This is a genomic window from Rhodococcus sp. 11-3 (assembly GCF_023704055.1).
In the GTDB taxonomy this organism is placed as follows: domain Bacteria; phylum Actinomycetota; class Actinomycetes; order Mycobacteriales; family Mycobacteriaceae; genus Rhodococcus; species Rhodococcus aetherivorans.
Genome location: NZ_CP080406.1, coordinates 5736179 through 5754963 on the forward strand (window position 1 = coordinate 5736179; position 18785 = coordinate 5754963).

General features: G+C 70.4%; 20 protein-coding genes. 5 read left to right on the forward strand and 15 right to left on the reverse strand.

What is annotated here, in order from left to right:
- Positions 1–30: 30 nt before the first annotated feature.
- Complete coding sequence (locus KZJ41_RS26510) at positions 31–1455, reverse strand: FUSC family protein (protein ID WP_006941673.1); 1425 nt, start codon at positions 1453–1455, stop codon at positions 31–33.
- A gap of 72 nt (positions 1456–1527) precedes the next feature.
- Here KZJ41_RS26510 and KZJ41_RS26515 point away from each other — a divergent pair, with 72 nt between their 5' ends.
- Entirely contained in the window at positions 1528–2040 is a 513-nt protein-coding gene (locus tag KZJ41_RS26515; RefSeq protein WP_006941674.1) for a MarR family winged helix-turn-helix transcriptional regulator, read from the forward strand.
- 9 nt (positions 2041–2049) lie between these two features.
- Here the strand turns inward: KZJ41_RS26515 and KZJ41_RS26520 are convergent, their stop codons facing one another.
- Both KZJ41_RS26520 and KZJ41_RS26525 read right to left on the reverse strand, forming a co-directional pair.
- Entirely contained in the window at positions 2050–2523 is a 474-nt protein-coding gene (locus KZJ41_RS26520; protein WP_006941675.1) for a hypothetical protein, read from the reverse strand.
- Positions 2524–2585: 62 nt separating this feature from the next.
- The gene (locus KZJ41_RS26525) at positions 2586–3398 is read right to left on the reverse strand and encodes a DUF72 domain-containing protein (protein ID WP_006941676.1); all 813 of its coding nucleotides are present in this window, start codon (positions 3396–3398) and stop codon (positions 2586–2588) included.
- Between the two features lie 108 nt (positions 3399–3506).
- Between KZJ41_RS26525 and KZJ41_RS26530 the strand changes: the two genes are divergently transcribed.
- Complete coding sequence (locus KZJ41_RS26530) at positions 3507–4100, forward strand: HdeD family acid-resistance protein (RefSeq protein WP_037201226.1); 594 nt, start codon at positions 3507–3509, stop codon at positions 4098–4100.
- Between the two features lie 21 nt (positions 4101–4121).
- Here KZJ41_RS26530 and KZJ41_RS26535 read toward each other — a convergent pair whose 3' ends face one another.
- Positions 4122–4532, reverse strand: a complete 411-nt coding sequence (locus KZJ41_RS26535) for a PPOX class F420-dependent oxidoreductase (protein WP_006941679.1) — start codon at positions 4530–4532, stop codon at positions 4122–4124.
- Positions 4533–4688: 156 nt separating this feature from the next.
- Between KZJ41_RS26535 and KZJ41_RS26540 the strand changes: the two genes are divergently transcribed.
- The gene (locus KZJ41_RS26540; protein WP_006941680.1) at positions 4689–5009 is read left to right on the forward strand and encodes a GYD domain-containing protein; all 321 of its coding nucleotides are present in this window, start codon (positions 4689–4691) and stop codon (positions 5007–5009) included.
- Positions 5010–5205: 196 nt separating this feature from the next.
- Here KZJ41_RS26540 and KZJ41_RS26545 read toward each other — a convergent pair whose 3' ends face one another.
- On the reverse strand, positions 5206–6891 hold the full coding sequence (locus tag KZJ41_RS26545; protein ID WP_168580279.1) for an AMP-binding protein: 1686 nt from the start codon (positions 6889–6891) through the stop codon (positions 5206–5208).
- 239 nt (positions 6892–7130) lie between these two features.
- On the opposite strand from KZJ41_RS26545, the gene KZJ41_RS26550 reads away from it, so the two are divergent.
- Positions 7131–7958, forward strand: coding sequence for an IclR family transcriptional regulator (locus KZJ41_RS26550; protein WP_251549894.1), 828 nt, complete (start codon positions 7131–7133; stop codon positions 7956–7958).
- A gap of 78 nt (positions 7959–8036) precedes the next feature.
- Here the strand turns inward: KZJ41_RS26550 and KZJ41_RS26555 are convergent, their stop codons facing one another.
- The 10 genes from KZJ41_RS26555 to KZJ41_RS26600 form a co-directional block, all read right to left on the reverse strand.
- Positions 8037–8252: a hypothetical protein gene (locus tag KZJ41_RS26555; protein ID WP_235194129.1), complete on the reverse strand. Its 216-nt coding sequence runs from the start codon at positions 8250–8252 to the stop codon at positions 8037–8039.
- A gap of 166 nt (positions 8253–8418) precedes the next feature.
- The gene (locus KZJ41_RS26560) at positions 8419–9546 is read right to left on the reverse strand and encodes an acyl-CoA dehydrogenase family protein (RefSeq protein ID WP_029546579.1); all 1128 of its coding nucleotides are present in this window, start codon (positions 9544–9546) and stop codon (positions 8419–8421) included.
- A 1-nt stretch (position 9547) separates the two neighbouring features.
- Complete coding sequence (locus KZJ41_RS26565; protein WP_006941685.1) at positions 9548–10756, reverse strand: acyl-CoA dehydrogenase family protein; 1209 nt, start codon at positions 10754–10756, stop codon at positions 9548–9550.
- A gap of 32 nt (positions 10757–10788) precedes the next feature.
- On the reverse strand, positions 10789–12990 hold the full coding sequence (locus KZJ41_RS26570; RefSeq protein ID WP_231772320.1) for an acyl-CoA dehydrogenase: 2202 nt from the start codon (positions 12988–12990) through the stop codon (positions 10789–10791).
- Between the two features lie 3 nt (positions 12991–12993).
- Positions 12994–14130, reverse strand: a complete 1137-nt coding sequence (locus tag KZJ41_RS26575) for a steroid 3-ketoacyl-CoA thiolase (protein ID WP_029546581.1) — start codon at positions 14128–14130, stop codon at positions 12994–12996.
- A 118-nt stretch (positions 14131–14248) separates the two neighbouring features.
- Positions 14249–15454 (reverse strand): DegT/DnrJ/EryC1/StrS aminotransferase family protein, encoded by a 1206-nt coding sequence (locus KZJ41_RS26580; protein ID WP_006941691.1) that lies wholly within the window; start codon positions 15452–15454, stop codon positions 14249–14251.
- 29 nt (positions 15455–15483) lie between these two features.
- Positions 15484–16683, reverse strand: coding sequence for a lipid-transfer protein (locus tag KZJ41_RS26585; RefSeq protein WP_102800566.1), 1200 nt, complete (start codon positions 16681–16683; stop codon positions 15484–15486).
- Complete coding sequence (locus KZJ41_RS26590; RefSeq protein WP_006941693.1) at positions 16680–17090, reverse strand: MaoC/PaaZ C-terminal domain-containing protein; 411 nt, start codon at positions 17088–17090, stop codon at positions 16680–16682. Before KZJ41_RS26590 ends, KZJ41_RS26585 begins: the two co-directional genes overlap by 4 nt.
- On the reverse strand, positions 17087–17497 hold the full coding sequence (locus KZJ41_RS26595) for a Zn-ribbon domain-containing OB-fold protein (protein ID WP_006941694.1): 411 nt from the start codon (positions 17495–17497) through the stop codon (positions 17087–17089). Before KZJ41_RS26595 ends, KZJ41_RS26590 begins: the two co-directional genes overlap by 4 nt.
- Positions 17497–18060, reverse strand: coding sequence for a MaoC family dehydratase N-terminal domain-containing protein (locus KZJ41_RS26600; RefSeq protein WP_006941702.1), 564 nt, complete (start codon positions 18058–18060; stop codon positions 17497–17499). Before KZJ41_RS26600 ends, KZJ41_RS26595 begins: the two co-directional genes overlap by 1 nt.
- A gap of 140 nt (positions 18061–18200) precedes the next feature.
- On the opposite strand from KZJ41_RS26600, the gene KZJ41_RS26605 reads away from it, so the two are divergent.
- Positions 18201–18776, forward strand: a complete 576-nt coding sequence (locus KZJ41_RS26605; protein ID WP_006941703.1) for a TetR/AcrR family transcriptional regulator — start codon at positions 18201–18203, stop codon at positions 18774–18776.
- The last annotated feature ends 9 nt before the right edge of the window (positions 18777–18785 follow it).

Below are 18785 nucleotides of genomic sequence, written 5' to 3' on the forward strand. Positions count from 1 at the left end.
CGTCACGCAGCCCCGCCGCGCGGGGCTCACTCAGCGCGCCGGCGCTGCCGTGAGGTGATGCCGGTCGGCGCGGTCGATCGTCGCGGCCGCGACGAGCACGCCGACCACCACACCGACGAGGGTGTCGGCGATCCGGCTCAGCGCGATCTCCGGCCCGACGGACGCCCCGAGACCGGTGAGGAGCAGCGCCATCGCGGTCACCGCGACGGAGGTCGCTGCGTAGTTCTTCATCACGTACAGTTCCGCCACCGTCTGCAGGACGACGATGGCCAGCGCGTACGGCCAGTAGTCGAGGGACAGCGCGAGCAGCGCGGCGGCGAGCACCGCGCCTGCGACGTTGCCGAGCAACCGCTGGATCGCGCGCTGCACGGTGTTCCGGTAGTTGGCCCCCTGCAACGCGGCCATCGCGCCCATCGTCGCCCACAGCGGGTGCTGCAGACCGGCGGCCTCGGCGAACCAGCCCGCGATCAGCGCGGCGAGCAGCACCCGGCCCGCGCCGACGAGAAGCGCGCGATCGCGCAACCGGGCGAATCCCTCTCGCGCGAACCCGGCGGGCCGCTCGAGGACCGGCGCCCCCGCCGCATCGACGCGAGGAATCGCAATGTCGCGCCGCACCTTTCTCAGCTCGGCCTCGAACAGGGCGAATTCGGCGACGCGATCGGCCGCGACGCCGGATGCGGCCCCGTCGACGACCGTCTCGGCCGCGTCGAGCAGCGCAAGCAGTTCGTGGGTGTGCCGGTCGGTCCGGCTGAATCCGAGCGCGAGAACCTCGTGGGCGCGGGCGATCGCCGCCCGGGCGCCCGGCACGGCCCGTTCGCCGTCGCGTTCGATCGCCGCGACCGCCGCCAGGGCCCGGGCCACGGCGAGCCGGGCGGGACCGTGCGGGTGATGCAGCGCGGGCAGCATCGCGACGGCCCAGCCGACGAGCGCGCCGAGGGCCGTCGCGACGACCACGTCGCGCACGTCTACGGCGGTGCGGGCGAATCCGGCGGCACCGGCCGCGGCGAAGATGAGGATCACCGGGCCGGGGCCGGACAGCCGGAAGGCGCCGAGGATCCAGAAGGCGATCGCGGCCGCGACGGAGAGCACCGCGATCTGCGTCCACATGGCTGCACCGGTGGTCCCCACGGCGGCACCGAGTGCGGCGTACCCGACCACCCCGAGGCCGACCACCGCGATCTTGCCGGCCTGCTGCGAGTAGGGCTCGTGCCGGCCGAACGCCGAGGCGAGTGCACCGAGTGCGGCGAAGCCGGCCGGATGCGGCAGATCCAGCAGCCCTCCCGCGACGAGGACTACGAGAACTGCCGCCCCGACGCGCAGCGCCGGAGCGCGCGTGGCGTCCGCACTGCGGAACTCGAGCGACTCGCGCCACGCCGTCGGCGAGAGGGAGTGCGCGAGGGCGATCCGCGAGTGACGGAGGCGGCTGCGGTCCGGGACAGAGGTAGCGAGGGGCACTCCCCCAGTGTAGATACTTCACGTATAAATTAAATATTAATCGATTGTGAGACTCATCGCTAGAATGGGCCCATGACGGACGCCACCCAGCCCGAGGACTTCGTCGACCGCGTGCGGGTCGGCTGGGCCGAGACGTACCCCGACATCGACACGCGACCCATCGACGTCGTCGGCCGCATCACGCGGATCAGCTCCCTGGTGCTCGCCCAACTGGACCGCGAACTCGTCCCCAGCGGCGTCACGCGCCCCGAATTCGAGGTGCTGTGCGCCCTCGCCCGCAGCGAATCACCGCTGCGCGCCAGCGAAGTCACCTCCGTCACCGGACTGAGTGGCGCTTCCACCACCAAGCACGCGGACCGCCTCGTCGGGCTCGGCCTCGTCGAACGTCAGCGCTTCGAGCGGGACGGTCGCGTGGTCCTGCTCGCACTCACCGATGCGGGGCGAGCCGTGGTCGACACCGAGTTCCCGCGCCGCCTCACCCGGGAACGCCACCTGCTCGACGGATTCACCGACGGCGAACTCGACACCCTCACCGCTCTGCTGCGGCGCCTCACCCGCGAGGTCGAGGCGCAGACCCGGCCCTGATCCGGGACGTCAGGGCATCTCGATCGTCTCTGCGCGTTCGATCTCGCCCAGCGCGCGGCGCAGGTAGAGCTCGGGACCCGCCCGGCGTGCCGCGAGCAGATCCGCGAGCACGACCAGCCCCGCCCGCAGGTACTCGTCGGGGCTAGCCTTCGGCGCGTCGGGATCGGACACCCCGAGCGTGCCGGTGAGCACCGCGACCAGCGTGTCCGGCTGCAGTGACGGCAGCCACGTCGACGCCGTGCGCGCGCTGCGCTCCAGCACCGCCTGCACGTCCTCACCGGTCAGCCCGTCCGGATGCAACTCCTCGAGCAGTTCCCGCATCATCGTCGCGTGTACCCCGGCGACCTGCTCGTACGGCAACGCGGCGAGCTCGGCCACCGCGTCCTCCCACGCCGGCACCGACTGCGCCCGGGCCGCGGCGAGCGCGGTCGCGGTGTGATCCGCAACGTCGCGTGCGATCTCCGGCCACTGCGTTGGCCACACGATGTCCTCCTGGGGTTGCCGACGTGTCGGCGCCAGCCTGCCAGCCGGCACCGACATCCGTGTCACACCCGGCGTTGCAGCTCGAGCGCGTCCCACGGCGCATAGCCCTTGATGTCGTTGTCGAAGTACACGTATACGTCGCGCCCCTCGGAGCGCCAACCGCGGATCCGGGCCGCCCACTCGTCCAGCGCCTCGGGGGTGTAGCCGCTGGCGTACAGCTCGGTGTCGCCGTGCAACCGCACGTAGACGAAATCGGTGGTGGCCTCGGTGAGGAACGGGAAGCGGCCCGCGGTGTCCGCGACGACGAGGGCGACGTCGAGCCGGCGGAGCAGGGCGACCGCCTCTTCGTCGGCGAAGCTGGGGTGGCGCACCTCGAGCGCGTACCGGATCGGCCGGTCCGCGTCGATCTCGGTCCACACCCGGTCCTCGCGCACCTTGTCCGTGTGCCGCGCCGCGAGCGCCGCGGCCTCGCGCGTCGACGCGGGCAGGCTCGTGAGAAATGCGCCGAGGCGCTCCGGCTCGAATGCCAGAGTGGGGGGCAGTTGCCACAGCACCGGTCCGAGCTTGGGACCGAGGGCGAGCACACCGGAGGCGAAGAAGTTGGCGAGGGCGTCGTCCACGTCGACGAGACGCTTCATGTGGGTGACGAACCGTCCGCCCTTGACGGCGAAGACGAACCCGTCCGGCGTCTCGTCGCGCCACCGCAGGAAGCTCGACGGCCGCTGCAGCGCGTAGAAGGTGCCGTTGATCTCGATGGAGCCGAACCGCTCCGCGGCGTACTCGAGTTCGCGGCGCTGCGGCAGGCCGGACGGATAGAAGTCGCCACGCCACGGGGCGTACCGCCAGCCGGAGATCCCGATCCGCACCTGAGCCACCGCTACACGGTAACGCTCGTCACGACTGGGAATCGGATCGTCATTCGGCGGGCGCCGGGCGCGGCACGGGCCTACGCTGTGCCCGAACTACGAGACCGCATCCTAGGAGTGGCCGTGTCCGAGAGAGCTTTCACCGCAAACGATCAGTTCAGTCCCCTGTTCAAACAGATGTGGTGGTTGGTGCTGATCCGCGGCATCCTCGCCGTGTTGTTCGGCGTGGTCGCCCTGGTGTGGCCCGGGATCACCGTCTGGGCCCTGGTGGTGGTGTTCGGCATCTATGCCATCGTCGACGGCGTGGTGCTCGTCTACCACTCGATTCGCGACCGGGCTCGCCTCGACGGCTGGGGCTGGTGGCTCGCGATGGGCCTGGTCTCCATCGCCGCCGGCATCGTGGCCCTCGTCTGGCCCGCGGCCACCGCACTCGTGGTGCTCTACATCATCGCGTTCTACGCGATCCTGTTCGGCGTCACCGGCATCATCGGTGCGCTGAGCTTCCGGAAGGTACCGAACTCCGGGTGGGGATGGTCGCTGTTCGCCGGGATCCTCGCCGTCCTGCTCGGCGTCGTGCTGCTGATCTTCCCGGGCAGCGGCATCATCAGCCTGATCTGGTTGCTCGGCATCTACGCGATCCTCTTCGGCGTGCTGCTGATCGTCCTTTCCTTCCAGATCCGCAAGGTGGCCAAGGCGGCCGGGCTCGTGTGAGCCCGGCCGCCCGGGGCCGGCTCAGGCGACGTCCTTGAGCCGGCCCCACGCGTGCCAGCGGTCGATGTCGATCCAGGCACTCACCCGCGGCCGGTTGCGCACCCCGTACGGCTTGCCGGTGTAGTGCCGCGCGATCCGGTCGATGTCGGTCAGTTCCGGGTCGTCGGCGAACTCGGTGACCCGGCCCTGGATGCTCACGTGCGTCACCCAGTCCGTCGGGTCCATGGCGCTGAGACTGACCCGGGGATCGCGCCGCAGGTGCCCGAGGCGGGTGCGACCGGCGTCCATGTTGACCAGGATGCGGCCGTTCTCGAACAGATACCAGGTGGGCACCGACACCGGATGTCCGTCGGCGCGCAACGTGCTGATCGTGGCGTAATTCGGCTGGGCCAGCATCTCGGCGACGGCCTGCGGCAGCGGGGCTTCGGGCACGGCGTGGTCCTTTCCTCGGCGGACGGTGGCGGATGTTCGATCACGAACCTACGCCGGTTCCGGCGGAAACCATCCCGCGACAGGGCCTCCGGGCCGACGATGGGAGGGTCCACGAGCCCGACCATGGAATGGTCCGACAGCCGAGGAGCTGAGAACATGCCGAAGTACCTGTGGCAGGTCACCTACACCCCGGAGGGCGCGCAGGGACTGCTCTCCGAGGGTGGTTCCGTCCGTAGTTCCGCCATCACCGAGATGGTCGAGAGCGTGGGCGGCAGCGTCGAGTCCGTGCACTTCGCACTCGGCGGGCACGACCTCTACGTCATCGGGGAGGTGCCCGACGACCTCGCCGTGGCCACGCTCGAGTTCCGCACCCGGGCGTCCGGCATCGCGCGTTCCGTGCCGATCCGGCTGCTCACCCCGCAGGAGATGGACGACGCGGTGCATCGCAACGCCGCGTACCGGACGCCCGGGCACTGAGCGGGCCGCTCCCCCCGAGCACCGAGCGGGCCGCTCCCCCCGAGCACCGAGCGGGCCGCTCCCCCCGAGCACCGAGCGGGCCGCTCCCCCCGAGCACCGAGCGGGCCGCTCCCCGGGCACCGGCGACGAACTCGAGGCGCAGGTCTCCGGGTACTTCGCCGATCGCCCCGCCCGGCTCGGGGTGCCGTCGTTCCGGTCAGGCGACCGGGGTTGTGGCCACCGATCGGGCCGGAAGCAGTCCCGCCCGGCCGTGCGCGACGAACTCGGCCTCGTAGCGGTCCCGCGCGTCCTCGCCGAACGGAACGTACTCGCTGGTTCGTCCCACCCGGACCAGGACCGGATCGTCGGTGCGCCACGCCGCGGACCGCAACGGCGCCTTGTTCACCTTGTTGCTGCCTGTCAACGGGATTCGCTCGACGATCCGCACGAACCGCGGCCACCACTTGTCGCCCATGTCCGGTTGCGCGGCGAGAAACGAACCGAACTGTCGCCCGTCCAGGTGCGCGCCGGGCGACAGTTCGAGTACACACATGACCTGGTCGCCGGTGACCGGATCGGGCACCGCGAAGACCGGGGCGGACAGGACCGCCGGATGACGCTGCAGAATCCGTTCGATCGGTGCCGCGGAGAAGTTCTCGCTGTCGACCCGTAGCCAGTCGGAGGAGCGGCCGGCGAAGTAGAAGTACCCGTCGGCATCCCGGTATCCGAGATCCCCGGACCAGAAGTCGTCGCCCCGGACGCGGTCCGCCATCGCCCCCGGGTTCTTGTAGTAGCCCTCGAACATGCCGGCAGCCCCCACCGCGACGATCTGCCCCACCGCCTCGGGGTTCGTCAGCCGGCCGGTGGCGTCGAACCGGGCGCGTGGGCATTCGTGTCCGGTCGCCTCGTCCAGGATCCGGACGTCGGCGTCGCCGGCGGGCAGGCCCAGCGAGCCCGGCGGAGTCCCGGGCGTGCGGTTGATCCGGAACACTCCCTCACTGAGGCCGTAACCCTCGATCACCGTGCAGCCGAATCGCTCGGCGAAACGCGTGACGTCGGCCTCGGAGGCCTCGGTGCCGAACGCCAGTTCCAGTGTGCCCGTCCGGTCCCGGGGATCCTCGGGCCGGCTCAGCACGTAGGACAGGGCCCGGCCGACGTAGTTGACGAACGTCGCGCCGTACCGGTGGATGTCGTCCCCGAAACGCGAGGCGGAGAACTTGCGGACCATCGCCACCGTGGCCCCCACGCGCATCGCCGTGCCCAGGTTGAGCATGAGCGCATTGCCGTGGAACAAGGGCATGCACAGGTAGGCGACCGAGTCCCGGCGCATCTGTGTCCGGTCGACGAGAACGTCGATCAGCCGGCCGAGTCGCCCCTGGCCGACGACGACCGCCTTGGGCGCCCCGGTCGATCCCGAACTGAACAGCAGAAGGGCAAGTTGCTCAGGCGACGGTGTCGCGGCGGGCGGCTCCACGCCGCGGAACGGTGCGAGCAGTTCGGCGTAGGAGTCCGAGTCGACGTTCAGGATCCGCTCTACCGCAAGGCCGTGCTCCTCACCGTGGACCAGGTGCGCGAGCCGGTTCTCGGTGACGAGGAGGTCGACGTCCGCGTGGGCGATGTCGTGAGCGATCTCGGGCCCGCCGCGGCTGGCGTTGATTCCGACTACGACGGCGCCGGCGAGCGCCCCGGCTCCTATCCAGAACACGAAATCGGGCACGTTGTCCAGCAGGACCCCGACGTGGCGTTGCCGACCGGCCGGGGCGGTCACGATCGCCTCGAGAGCGGCTGCTCTACAGGCGCTTTCGGACACCACCTCGTCCCAGGTCCAGTCCCTCCCCTCGAAACGCAGTCCGACTTTCGGGTCGCCTCGCCGCGCGAGCAGCACGTCCGTGAATGTCTCCACCGTCCACCTCCGCTGTGTGCAGCATGCGACGCCTGCCGTCCGGTTCGACGCACCGCCGGGAACCGTCCGGTGCGGAATTGTCGCCGCGGCTGCAACGCCTCGATTCTGTACGAGCGCATCACATCAGAGCAGTCACAGTAGACACGGCCCGTTCCCGCCTGACGGGAGCGCACCGCATTCCGCATAGCGCACCAAGCAAATGCTAGGTAAAGTGCACCGAAGGAGGCCAGACATTGACAGTGACGCGTAGTGACTCGATTCCGACGTCGGACATGCCGCGCGAGCAACGCCCCAGCGTGGCGGAACGGTTCACCCAGATCCTCGACGTGTTCGCATCCGGTCCCGACCGGATGTTCCTCGAGGAGATCACGGCCGCCACCGGATTGCCCCGCTCGACCGCCTTCCGCCTGCTCACCCAGCTCGTCGACCTTCACTGGGTCGAACACGACTCCCGCGGATACGGCCCCGGTCTGCGGATGCAGACGATGGCCCGACCCCGGGACTACTCGCAGCTGCGCGCCGCAGCGGCGGGGATGCTCAACGACCTGCAGATCGGCACCGGCGGAGTCGCGCACCTGACGGTGCTCGAAGGCTCGTCCGTCTATTTCCTCGACCGGATCGGGGGCACGGCGAGCGCGGGCATCCCCTCCCAGGTCGCGGCCCGGCTGCCGGCCGAGAGCACCGTCAGCGGACGGGCGCTGCTCGCCGGTCTCGAGCCGGAGAAGGTCGACGCCCTCATGACGGCCGGACCGCACGTACGGTCCCGGGCCGACCTGTCGACACTGCACGACCGTCTGAACCGGGTGCGCCAGCGGCAGGGTCTCGCGTTCGTGCCCGGCCACGCGTGCCCCATGTCCATCAGCGCGGTCGCCGCACCGGTTGTCGGTCCCGACGGCGTCGTGGGTGCGATCTCGGTGGCGTGCCGCGGAACGATCGAACTCGCCCACATCGCACCGATGGTCTGGGCCACCGCGCGCCGCACCTCGCGGTTGCTCACACCCGGCCGGCCCGGTTCCACCGCGCGGACCCGTCTGTCGCACCGAACGCACGTGGGTGTCGTGAACTAGAACGTGGCGGCGCGCCGGAGGTCGTCCGGCGCGCCGCGAATTCGAGCTGCCTGCACACCGTTCCGTCGACGGAACCGGTCATTCCTCGACGCGGACGAACACTCCCCGCGCCTCGACCGTGCACTCACCGCGGCATTCGATCCAACCCCCGGCGACGGTCTTCCGGCCCTCGATCTCGACGATCCGCGAATACAGATCCAGCGGCTCGTCGAGCGACGTGCGCCGCAGGTAGCGCAGGTCGAGCGACGCCGTCAGCGAACGACTGCCCCGTGCCTGCATGAGGATGCCGAGCATGCAGTCCAGCAGGTGAGCGCTGAACCCGCCGTGCACGCTGTCGGGCGGGCCCTCGTGCAGGGCGTTCGCGATCAGCCGGGCGCGCCTCGTCCGCGCCGAAGTGGATCTCGAGCGATCGCCCGGCCGGTGCCGCGGCTCGCGCCGGTGACGAGCTGCCCGGCGTTCGTCATGCGGGCGCCCCGATTCCTGGTGCGGATCCGAGGACGTCTCCCAGCTCGGCCGCGGTGGCGTCCGCACCGCCGAGGGTGAAGCACAATTGCCGTCCCCACAGGAAGTAGCGGTGGATCGGGTAGTCCACGTCCGCACCGATACCGCCGTGCAGGTGCTGCGTCGCGTGCACCACCCGCAGACCGCCGCGCGACGCCCACCATGTGGCGACGAGAACCGCGGATTCGGCCTCCTGCTCCCGTCCGGCGTCGAGCAGCCACGCCGCCCTCCGGGTGGTGAGCCGGATCGCCTCGGTGTCGAGGTAGGCGTCTGCGGCCCGCACCGCCACCGCCTGGTTGGTCGACAGCGGACGGTCGAATTGGATTCGCTGCGAGGTGTATTCGGCCGTCGTCTTCAACGCCTGCCCGCACACGCCCAGCTGCACCGCGGCGAGCGCGAGCTGGATCCGGCGGCGCACCCAGGTGACCGTCTCCGCGCCGTCGCCCGGCAGGCGATCGGACGCGGGCACCACGACGTCGTCGAACCGGACGTGGGCGAGGCTGCCGCGGTCGGTTGCGGCGACCGGTTCCACCGTGACCCCGTCCGCCCCGGTCGGTATCACCGCGACGGCGAGCGACCCGTCGTCGCACCGGACCGGAACGATCGTCGCGGCGGCCACGGCTGCGGCGGGCACACCGGCGACGGTTCCACTGACGACCAGGTCGTCGCCCTTGCTCACCGCCGACAGCGAGGTGAGTTCACCGTAGGGCGCATCGAACGCCGCGACGACCGGTCGGGATCCGTCCACGATGCCGGGGACCAGACGTTCGACCTGTTCGGCCGTGCCGAAACGGACGATCGCCGATGCGGCCGCCGTCACCGACCACAGCGGGACCGGCGCCACGTGCCGGCCCTGCTGTTCGAGCACCGTGATCAGGCCGAGCAGGCCCATCCCGGCGCCACCGGACTCCTCCGGCACCGCGATGCCGAGCAGACCGGCGTCGGCCAGGGCACTCCACAGCTTCGCGTCGAAGCCGCCCTCGTTCTTCTCCACCTCGACAACCCGATCGACCGGCGCGAGCTGCCGGAAGAGCTGGGACGCCAGGTCCTGCACACTCGTCAGGTCGTCGTCGAGTTCGAAATCCATGTCAGCTCCTCGTGCTGGTGGGGGCATCGGTGCGGCGACGGGCGGCGAGCGTCATGCCGAGGCACTTGGCGGCGACGATCTCGCGCATCACCTCATTGGTGCCGCCGCCGAAGGTGTTGTTCTGGGCTCTGCGCGCCAGGGTTTCGACGCGCCCCTCGAGGACGGCACCGGGGCTGCCGGGCCGGAGCAGACCCCGCACGCCGAGGATCTCCTGCATCTTGCCGTAGGCGGTGACGACCGCCTCGGTGCCGAAGATCTTCGCCGCCGCGGAATCACCGCCGCCGAGGGTGTTCGCGGCGACGTCCGCGACGAGCCGGAGGTTGACGAGATCGGCGGCGCTGAGCAGCGCGTACGTCTCCGCCAGATTGGCGCGCACCCAGGGCAGGTCGTAGACCGTCCCGGCGCCCAGGGGCTCGGACTGCGCCCAGGCCAGGACGGCGTCGTACAACTCGTTCGCGATGCCACCGCGGGCGGCGAGCGCCACCCGCTCGTGGTTGAGCTGGTTGGTGATCAGGCCCCAGCCCTGGTTCAGCTCGCCGACGACGTTGGTCAGCGGCACGCGGACGTCGTCGTAGTAGGTGGCGGAGGTGCTGATGCCACCGACGGTGTGGATCTCGGTCACCGAGAACCCGGCCGCCGACGTCGGTACCAGCACCACCGAGATGCCCTCGTGCCGCGGCGCGTCCGGATCGGTCCGGACGGCCAGCCAGATCCAGTCCGCGTAGACTCCGGCGCTGGTGAAGATCTTGTTGCCGTTGATGACCAGTTCGTCGCCCTCGATGCGGGCGCGGGTCTGCAACGAGGCGAGGTCGGTGCCCGCGTTCGGTTCGGTGTAGCCGATGGCGAAGATGAGTTCGCCCGCCAGGATCGGCGGCAGAAAGAAGTCCTTCTGCGCCTGGGTACCGTGCTTCATCAGCGCCGGCGCGACGGTGTTGAGGGTGACGAGCGACAGCGGTGCGCCGGCGCGGATCACCTCGTCGTAGAACACGTACAGGGCCTCGGGATCCTCTCCCCGGCCGCCGTATTCGGTGGGCCAGCCGAGACCGAGCCACCCGTCGCGGCCCATCCGCCGCAGGATGCGGTCGAACACGGGACCGCCCTCGGTCTGATCGACGAGTGCGCGCCGGTCGTCGTCGTCGATGATCTCGGCGAAGTAGTTGCGCAGTTCGGTGCGGAGCCGACGTGAGTTGTCGGACAGTTCCGGGTGCATGGCCCCTCCAGGTTCGTGTGATGGATTCGGTGTCAGCGCGGCAGTCCCAGCACGCGACGGGCGATCACGTTGAGCTGGATCTCGATGGTGCCGCCGCCGAACAGCACCGCGGGCAGGCCGATGTGGTCGAGCATGTGGCCGTCGTCGTCGACGGCGCCGACCGGGCCGAGCAGCGAGACCAGCCCGCGCGAGCCGTCGCGTTGGGCGAGGGCGCTGAAGACCTTCTGGACGCTGATCTCCGCGCCGGCGTCGAGACCGGACAACCGTCGCAGCACGCTGCGCAGGTTCATCGCCGACAGGGCCATCTCGCGGCCGGTGTTGCGGCCGAGGACGCGCAACGCGTCGTCGCGGCCGGCGGCGTAGCGGCCCGACTCGACGAGGTCGCGCACCCGCGCGGCCGCGCCGTGCGCGAGCTGTGTGCCCATGCTGAGCCGTTCGTTGGCGAGCGTGGTCACCGCGAGGCGCCAGCCCTGCCCCGGTTCGGAGACCAGACAGTCGTCGGGGACGAAGACGTCGTCGAAGAACACCTCGTTGAACTCCGCGCGCCCGGTCGCCTGCCGCAGCGGCCGCACGTCGAGCCCGTCGCTGCGCATGTCGACGAGGAAGTACGAGATGCCCTCGTGCCTGGGCACATCGGGATCGGTGCGGGCCAGGCAGATACCCCAATCCGCCTCGTGCGCCATCGAATTCCACACCTTCTGTCCGGTGAGGATCCAGCCGCCGTCCACCTTGCGGGCCCGGGTGGACAACCCGGCCAGGTCCGAGCCGGCGCCCGGTTCGCTGAACAACTGGCACCAGACGATCTCGCCGCGCAGGGTGGGCGCGACGAAGCGGCGCTGCTGGTCCTCGCTGCCGTGCAGCAGCAGGGTGGGCAGGGCCCACTCGCCGATGACGGTGGTCGGCTGTTCGAGGCCGCGGCGCGCGAATTCGTCCGCGATCACGGCCTGCTCCTGCGGTCCGGCGGCCAGCCCGTACGGCCGGGGATAGTGCGGCGCGACGAGACCGGCCTCGGCGAGGCGGGCGCGACGTGCCCCGCCTCGCGCCGGCGCCCATCCGTCGCTGTGCACCGCGTCGTCCGGCAGTGCACGTACCTCGTCGAGGACGGCGCCGACCTGCGCGCGCAGCTCCGGTAGCGCATCGGCCTCGACGAAGGAGAAGTCGCGCTCGTCCGACAGTGCGAGCTCACCGAGCCGGCGTGCCCAGACGTCCTCCGGGCCGGCGACGGAGGCGATCGACAGTGCCCGTCGCCAGTACAGGTGCGCGTCGTGTTCCCAGGTGAAGCCGAGACCGCCGAGCAGGGTGACGCATTCGAGCGCCACGTCGACGGCCGCCGGCACTGCCGTCAGTCCTGCCTGCGCCGCCGCGAGCCGCTGCTGCTCCCGGCCCTGCTGCACCGACCGGGCCGCGTCCCACGCTGCGGCACAGGCGATCTCGCTACGCACCAGCATCATCGCAGCCTTGTGCTGCACGGCCTGGAAGCTGCCCACCGGGCGGCCGAACTGGTGCCGGTTGCGGACGTGGTCCACGGCGGTGTCCAGCGCCCACGCCGCAAGCCCGGCCGCCTCGGCGCCGAGCACGGTGTTGACGATCAGCTGCACGTCGTCGTCGTCGATCGCCGGGAGCAGGTGCTCGGGCGTGATCGCCGCTCCGGACAGTCGCAGTCGTCCCACCGAGCGGGTGGGGTCCACGCCGTCGGCGAGCTCGACCTCTCCGGCCGCGGGCGGGAGCCTGAACCACACGGGCGCGCCGTCGGCGGTGGCGCGCACGATCACCTCGTCGGCGCCGGGCAACCCGAGCACCGGCTCGGAGACACCGGTGACCGTCCATCCCCGCCCCGACGTGATCGCGACGAGACCGGGGGTGGTGACGGCGGCACCGGTCGCTCCGTCGGCGAACCGCCGCAACAACTCCGCCGCGGTGCCCTCGGCCGGGAGGGTGGCGGTCAGCGCGCCGGCCACGACGGTGGACACCCATGGCCCGGGTACCAGGGCGCGGCCGAACTGCTCGGCCACGACCGCGAGTTCCGGCAGTCCCGCCCCACCGCCGCCGTGCTCCTCGGGCAGGTGCAGGGCGTGCAGGCCCTGCGCGATGCACGCATCCCAGATCTCGGGCCGCTTGCCCGCCGCCAGGTCGGCGAACGCGGCGCGGGTGCGTTCGATCGGGGCATGGCGACGGGCGAGGCCCGCGACGGAGTCGGCAAGGTCGCGATGGTCGGCGTCGAGTGCAATGGCCATGACTTACATCCGTTCCAGAATCATGCACGTGGTGGCAGCCGACGCGCAGATGGCGATCATCGCGACCTGCCGGTCCCGGCGTTCGAGTTCGTCGATCGCGGTGGCCAGCAGCCGGATTCCGGTGGCGCCGGCCGGGTGACCGAGGGCGATGGCACCGCCGCCGACGTTGAGCACGTCCGGGTCGACCTTGTGCACCTGGGCGAACGACATCGGCACGGCCGCGAAGGCTTCGTTGACCTCGAACAGGTCCACGTCGGCGACCGTCATCCCGGTGCGGTCGAACAGCACCTGCGCCGCGGCCACCGGACCGTCGAGCATGAACTCGGTGTCGCCGCCGATGACGCACTGCGCGAGCAGCCGGGCCCGCGGCGCCGCACCGAGTTCACGTGCCCTGTCCTCGGACATCAGGACCGCGGCGCTCGCCCCGTCGGACACCTGCGACGAGGTGCCGGCGGTGTGGAGACCGCCCTCGATCGTGGCACGCAACCGCGCGAGCGCCTCCATGCCGGTCTCGCGCAGTCCCTGGTCCCGGGTGACCGTGGTGTCGCCGTCGTCGCTCGGGACGGCGACGGGGATGATCTGCCGGTCGAACCACCCGGCGTCCCAGGCGTCGCGCGCCCGCTGCTGCGACCGCAGGCCGAACGCGTCGAGGTCCTCGCGGGAGAAGCCGCGGTGCCGGGCGATGCGATCGGCCGCCGTGTACTGGTCGGGGGTGTCCACCGACCACGACGCCGGCCGCGGGGTGCCGGCGCCGGTGCCGACCTTGTAGGTGAGCGGGACCCGCGACATCAGTTCGACGCCGCACGCCAGGCCGACCTCGAGGGTGCCGAGCGCGATCTGCCCGGCGACGAGATGCACCGCCTGCAGCGCGGTGCCGCACTGGGCGTCGATGGTGGTGGTCCCGGTGTGGGACGGCAGGCCGGCGTGCATCCACGCGGTGCGGGTGATGTTGCCGAACTGCTCCCCGATCGGGGTGACACACCCGCCGACGGCCTGCTCGACGAGGGTGGCATCGAGGTCGAGCCGGTCGAGCACGCCGCGTTGCGCGAGACCGAGCAACTCGGCGGCGTGCAGACCGGAGATCCAGCCGTCGCGCTTGCCGAAGGGGGTGCGTGCGGCGTCGACGATCACGGGCTTCATGCGGGCACCTGCACCCGGGTCCACTGCCGATTGTCGAGCCCGCGGACCTCGCGCCCGAATTCGTCGACGAGGCCGAGGCTGTCGCAGATGCGGCCGGTGAAACGAGACGGCACGGCGGTCACCTCCACTTCGCGGCGAAGGCGTGGATCGCGTCGGTCACGCGGGTGACCTCCTCGTCGGACAGCCCGTGGCTCATGCCGAGCGTCATGCCGCGCTCGAACACCGCATCGGCCTCGGGCAGGCCTTCGTCCGGCACGCGGTGCTCAACGCCCGCCATCATCGGGTGGCGGGTGATGTTGCCGCTCCACACGGTTCGCGTGTCGATGCCCTGCGCGTCGACGAATTCCTGCAGGTCGCTACGGGAGAACGGGGCGTCGGCGGTGACCGTGACGGGATAGCACAACCAGGCGGTGTCGAGTTCATCGGTCTCCACCGGCGTGCTGAAGAACTCGGGGTAGGCGCCGTACGCGGCGGTGAACTCCGCGAAGGTCTTGCGGCGCCGCTCGTAGTTCTGCGCGAGCTTGTTCAGCTGCACGACACCGTAGGCGGCGCCGAGTTCGGACGGCTCGAAGTTCCACGGCAGCAGGTCGAAGATGAAGTCGTTGTCGTAGTCGACCCCGTCCAGATCCTCCCGGAAGACGCGTCCACGTCCGTTGCCGAACAGGTTCGGCTCGGATCGACGTCCCCACCGGCGCAGCAGGAGTGCGCGATCGCGGGTCTGCTCGTCGTCCATCATGACCATGCCGCCGGTGCCGGCACACGTGATGATGTGGGCCATGGAGAAGCTGGTGACGGTCAGGTCGGCGCGCGCGCCGGTGGGCGTGCCGCGCAGCCGGGCGCCGAGGGTGTCGCAGGTGTCCTCGATCACCTTCAGGTCGTGCCGGTCGGCGACGGCCCGGATCGCGTCCCAGTCCGGGCAGTTGCCGGCGAGGTTCGGGATGAGCACGGCGCGGGTCCGGTCGGTGACCATCGCCTCGATCCTGGTGACGTCGACGTTGAACGTGTTCGGTTCGACGTCGACGAAGACCGGTATCAGGCCGGCGCGCACGAGGGGCGCGACGTCGGTGGAGAAGGTCAGCGGCGAGGTGATGACTTCGCTGCCCTTCGGCAGATCGAGCAGCTCGACCGCGAGGTACAGGCCGGAGGATCCGGAGTTGCACATCACGCCGTACTGCTTCCCGGACAGCTCGGGGATGCGGCGTTCGAGCTCGAGGACGTTCTTGCCGATGCGCAGCCCCTGATGGCCGCTGCGCAGGACGTCGACCACCGCTCGGATTTCGTCCTCGCCGTGGGTGGCGCGGGCATAGGTGATGCGTTCGGTCATGTCGGGACTTCCTCTGGATGGGTGGTCGGTCAGTTGTCGGTGGAGAGCACGAGTGCGCTGTGCGGCACCGGGGAGCCGCCCGTGACCAGAACGTTCGCCACGTCCTTGCCGGGCTGGTTCACCGACGTGCCGCGGATCAGCCGCACGCCCTCGGCGATTCCGTTGACGCCGTGGATGTATCCCTCGCCGAGTTGTCCGCCGTGGGTGTTGACGGGCAGACGGCCGTCGAGTTCGAGGTTGCCGTCCGCGATGAAGTCCTTGGCCTCGCCGCGGGCGCAGAACCCGTACTCCTCGAGTTGCAGCAGCACCATCGGGGTGAACGCGTCGTAGAGGATTGCGGCGTCGATGTCGTCCGGATCGATGCCCGCCTGATCCCAGAGCTGCCGTGCCACCAGCTCGACCTCGGGCATCTCGTCGATGTCCTCGCGGTAGTAGCTGCTCATGGAGATCTGCTGGGGCCCGACGCCTTGCGCGGCGGCGGAGACGACGGCCGGCGGGTGCGGCAGGTCGCGGGCCCGCTCGGTGCTGACGATCACCAGGGCCTGTCCGCCGTCGCTCTCCTGGCAGCAGTCGAGCAGCCGCAGCGGGTCGGCGATCATCCGGGAGTTCTGGTGCTCGTCGAGGGTGATGGGCCGCTCGTAGAACCATGCCTTGGGGTTGTTTGCGGCATGCTTGCGCGACAGCACGGAGATGCGGCCGAAGTCGGCGCTGGTCGCGCCGTACTTGTGCATGTAGCGCCGGGCGAGGAACGCCTCCTGCTGGGCGGGGGTGAGCAGCCCGTAGGGATTGATCCAGTTGCGGTATTCCTGATCGGTGTTGGCCGTGTAGGCGAACGGCGGCGGGCCGGCGCCGAACCGGGTGCCGGAACGTTCGTTGAAGGCCCGGTAGACGACCACGACGTCGGCGACACCGCTCGCGACGGCGAGCGCCGCCTGCTGCACGGGTGCGCATGCGCCGCCGCCGCCGTGCGGGATGCGGCTGAAGAACGTCAGTTCGGGGATGCCGAGTGCGCGGGCGACCGCGATCTCGGGGTTGGTCTCCATCGTGAACAGCGCGAAGCCGTCCACCTCCTCGACGCCGATCTGTGCGTCCTCGAGCGCGGCGAGCACACTCTCGCAGGCCAGCTGCCATTCGCTGCGCCCGGAGTTCTTGGAGAATTCGGTGGCGCCGATGCCGACGATCGCCGCCCTGCGGGCGAAGCCCCCGCCGGGAATTATCCTGCCGCTCATCGTGTCTGTCCTTCGTACGGTGCGACGGTGACCTCGGCGGTCACGTGCGTTCCTCGGGCGTTACGGCCGAGCACCTCGACGGTGACGGCGCCTGGGTCGACGCGGGTCACCGTCCCGGTCAGGCGCATGGTGTCGCCGGGAAAGTTGGGGACGCCCAGCCGCAGTGCGACGCGGCGGATGCGGGCGGTCGGCCCGGCCCAGTCGGTGATGTAGCGGTCGACGAATCCGTTCGTCGAGTTGATGCTCATGAAGATGTCGGGCGTGCCGCGCTTTCCGGCTGCGCCCGGATCGTGGTGCACGTCCTCGAAATCCTGGGAGGCGATGGCGGTGGCGACGATGGTGCTGCGATCGAGGGGCAGGTCCAGTGCCGGCAGTTCGGTGCCGACGGACACGGTCGGCAGGCTCATGCGGCACCTCCGCCCGGAAGACGCAGCTGCGGCAGGATTTCGCCGTGCGCGTGCTCGGCGAAGCCGACCTCGAGCTCCATGCCGATCTGCAGCCGGTCGTGCTCGACCCCGGCGATGTCGGCGACGATCCGGATGCCCTCCTCGAGGTCGATCAGCCCGACCGCGAGGGGATAGTCGAAGGACGGGTCCTTCGGGTGGTGGATCACGGTCCAGCTGTGCAGGGTGCCGCGGCGCGACGACTCGACAGCGTCCCATTTGAAGGAGCGGCACTTCGGGCACGCCGGTCCCGGCGGATGCCGGAGCGCGCCGCAGTCGCTGCAGCGCTGGATCTCGAGCCGGCCCTCGCGGGCGGCTGCGAACCAGAACTCGTTGTCCTGGGTGACGGTCAACCTGGGAACGGCCGTCATCACGCCTCCTCGGTGGTGTTCGGATTGAAGCGGAGCAATCGGAACCGCTCCTCGACGAGCAGTTCGCCGTGCTGGTTCTCGTAGCGTTTGTGCAGGGTGACGAAGCAGCCGCGGCCCAGGCCGGTGTGCTTGACCGGGGAGATCGACTCGATGGTGAAGTGCGCGGTGACGTGGTCGCCCGGGACGAGTTCGCGGTGGTAGTCCTGCTCGGCGTTGGTGGCGACGACGGAGGTGAAGCCGTGCCGGTCGAGCAGTGTCATCAGCGCGGAGTAGGCGAAGTCCTCGGTCCGTCCTTCGGCGCGCAGCCGCTGCACCTCGCGCCAGCGGCGGTAGCCGGCCATCACCCACGTCGAGATCATCGCGGGCGGGCACACCACGTCCGGTCGTCCGGTCGCGCGGGCCGCGTCCCGGTCGACGTAGACGGGGTTGTAGTCGTCGTGGGCCTCGACCCAGTTCCGGATCATCGCCTCGTCGACGGCGTACCGGGCCACCCGGGCGGGCTCGGCCACCTTCCCGACGTACTGTTCGAACTCGCGTTCCAACTCCTGTTCCAGCGTCGGCATGTCCGCACCACCTTTCTTGAGCAAGCGCTTGGTGCAGTACCGTAGGCGCGGGCGCCCCGCCAGGACTGCCCACTCCCACTCAGTTGGAACAGAGGGCGGAAAACTCGCGCCGAACCGGCGAATCGGAAGGTGAGGTAACCATGACGTCGGACCGACGCGACGAGATCATGCGGCTCGCGGCCGAACTCTTCGCGACCAAGGGGATCGGGCCGACGACGGTCCGCGACATCGGCGAACGCGCCGGAGTGTTCTCCGGCAGCCTGTACCACTTCTTCAGATCCAAGAATGCACTCGTCGCCGAGATCCTCAGCGGCTTCATGGCCGACATCGACCAGCGCTTCCGGCGCGTCGTGGAGACCTCGACGAGTCCCCGCGAGACTGTGCGCGGCCTGATCCACCAGACCCTCGTCGTGATCGAGGAGCATCCCCATCCGACGGCGATCTACCAGCAGAACCGGCAGTACCTGCGCGACAACGGCCTGCTCGACGTCGTCGACGCACCGTCGCGCACGGTGCGCGACTACTGGCTGACCACGATCGCCACCGGCGTCGCCGACGGCAGCTTCCGCTCCGACATCCCCGCCGAGGTCTTCTACCGCACGGTGCGGGACGCGCTGTGGGCGAGCATGCACTGGCCGGGACGGGACGGATACACCACCGACGAGTTCACCGACGTGCTCGTTGCGCTGTTCTTCGGCGGTTTCGCCGAGGAGTGACCGGGCTCG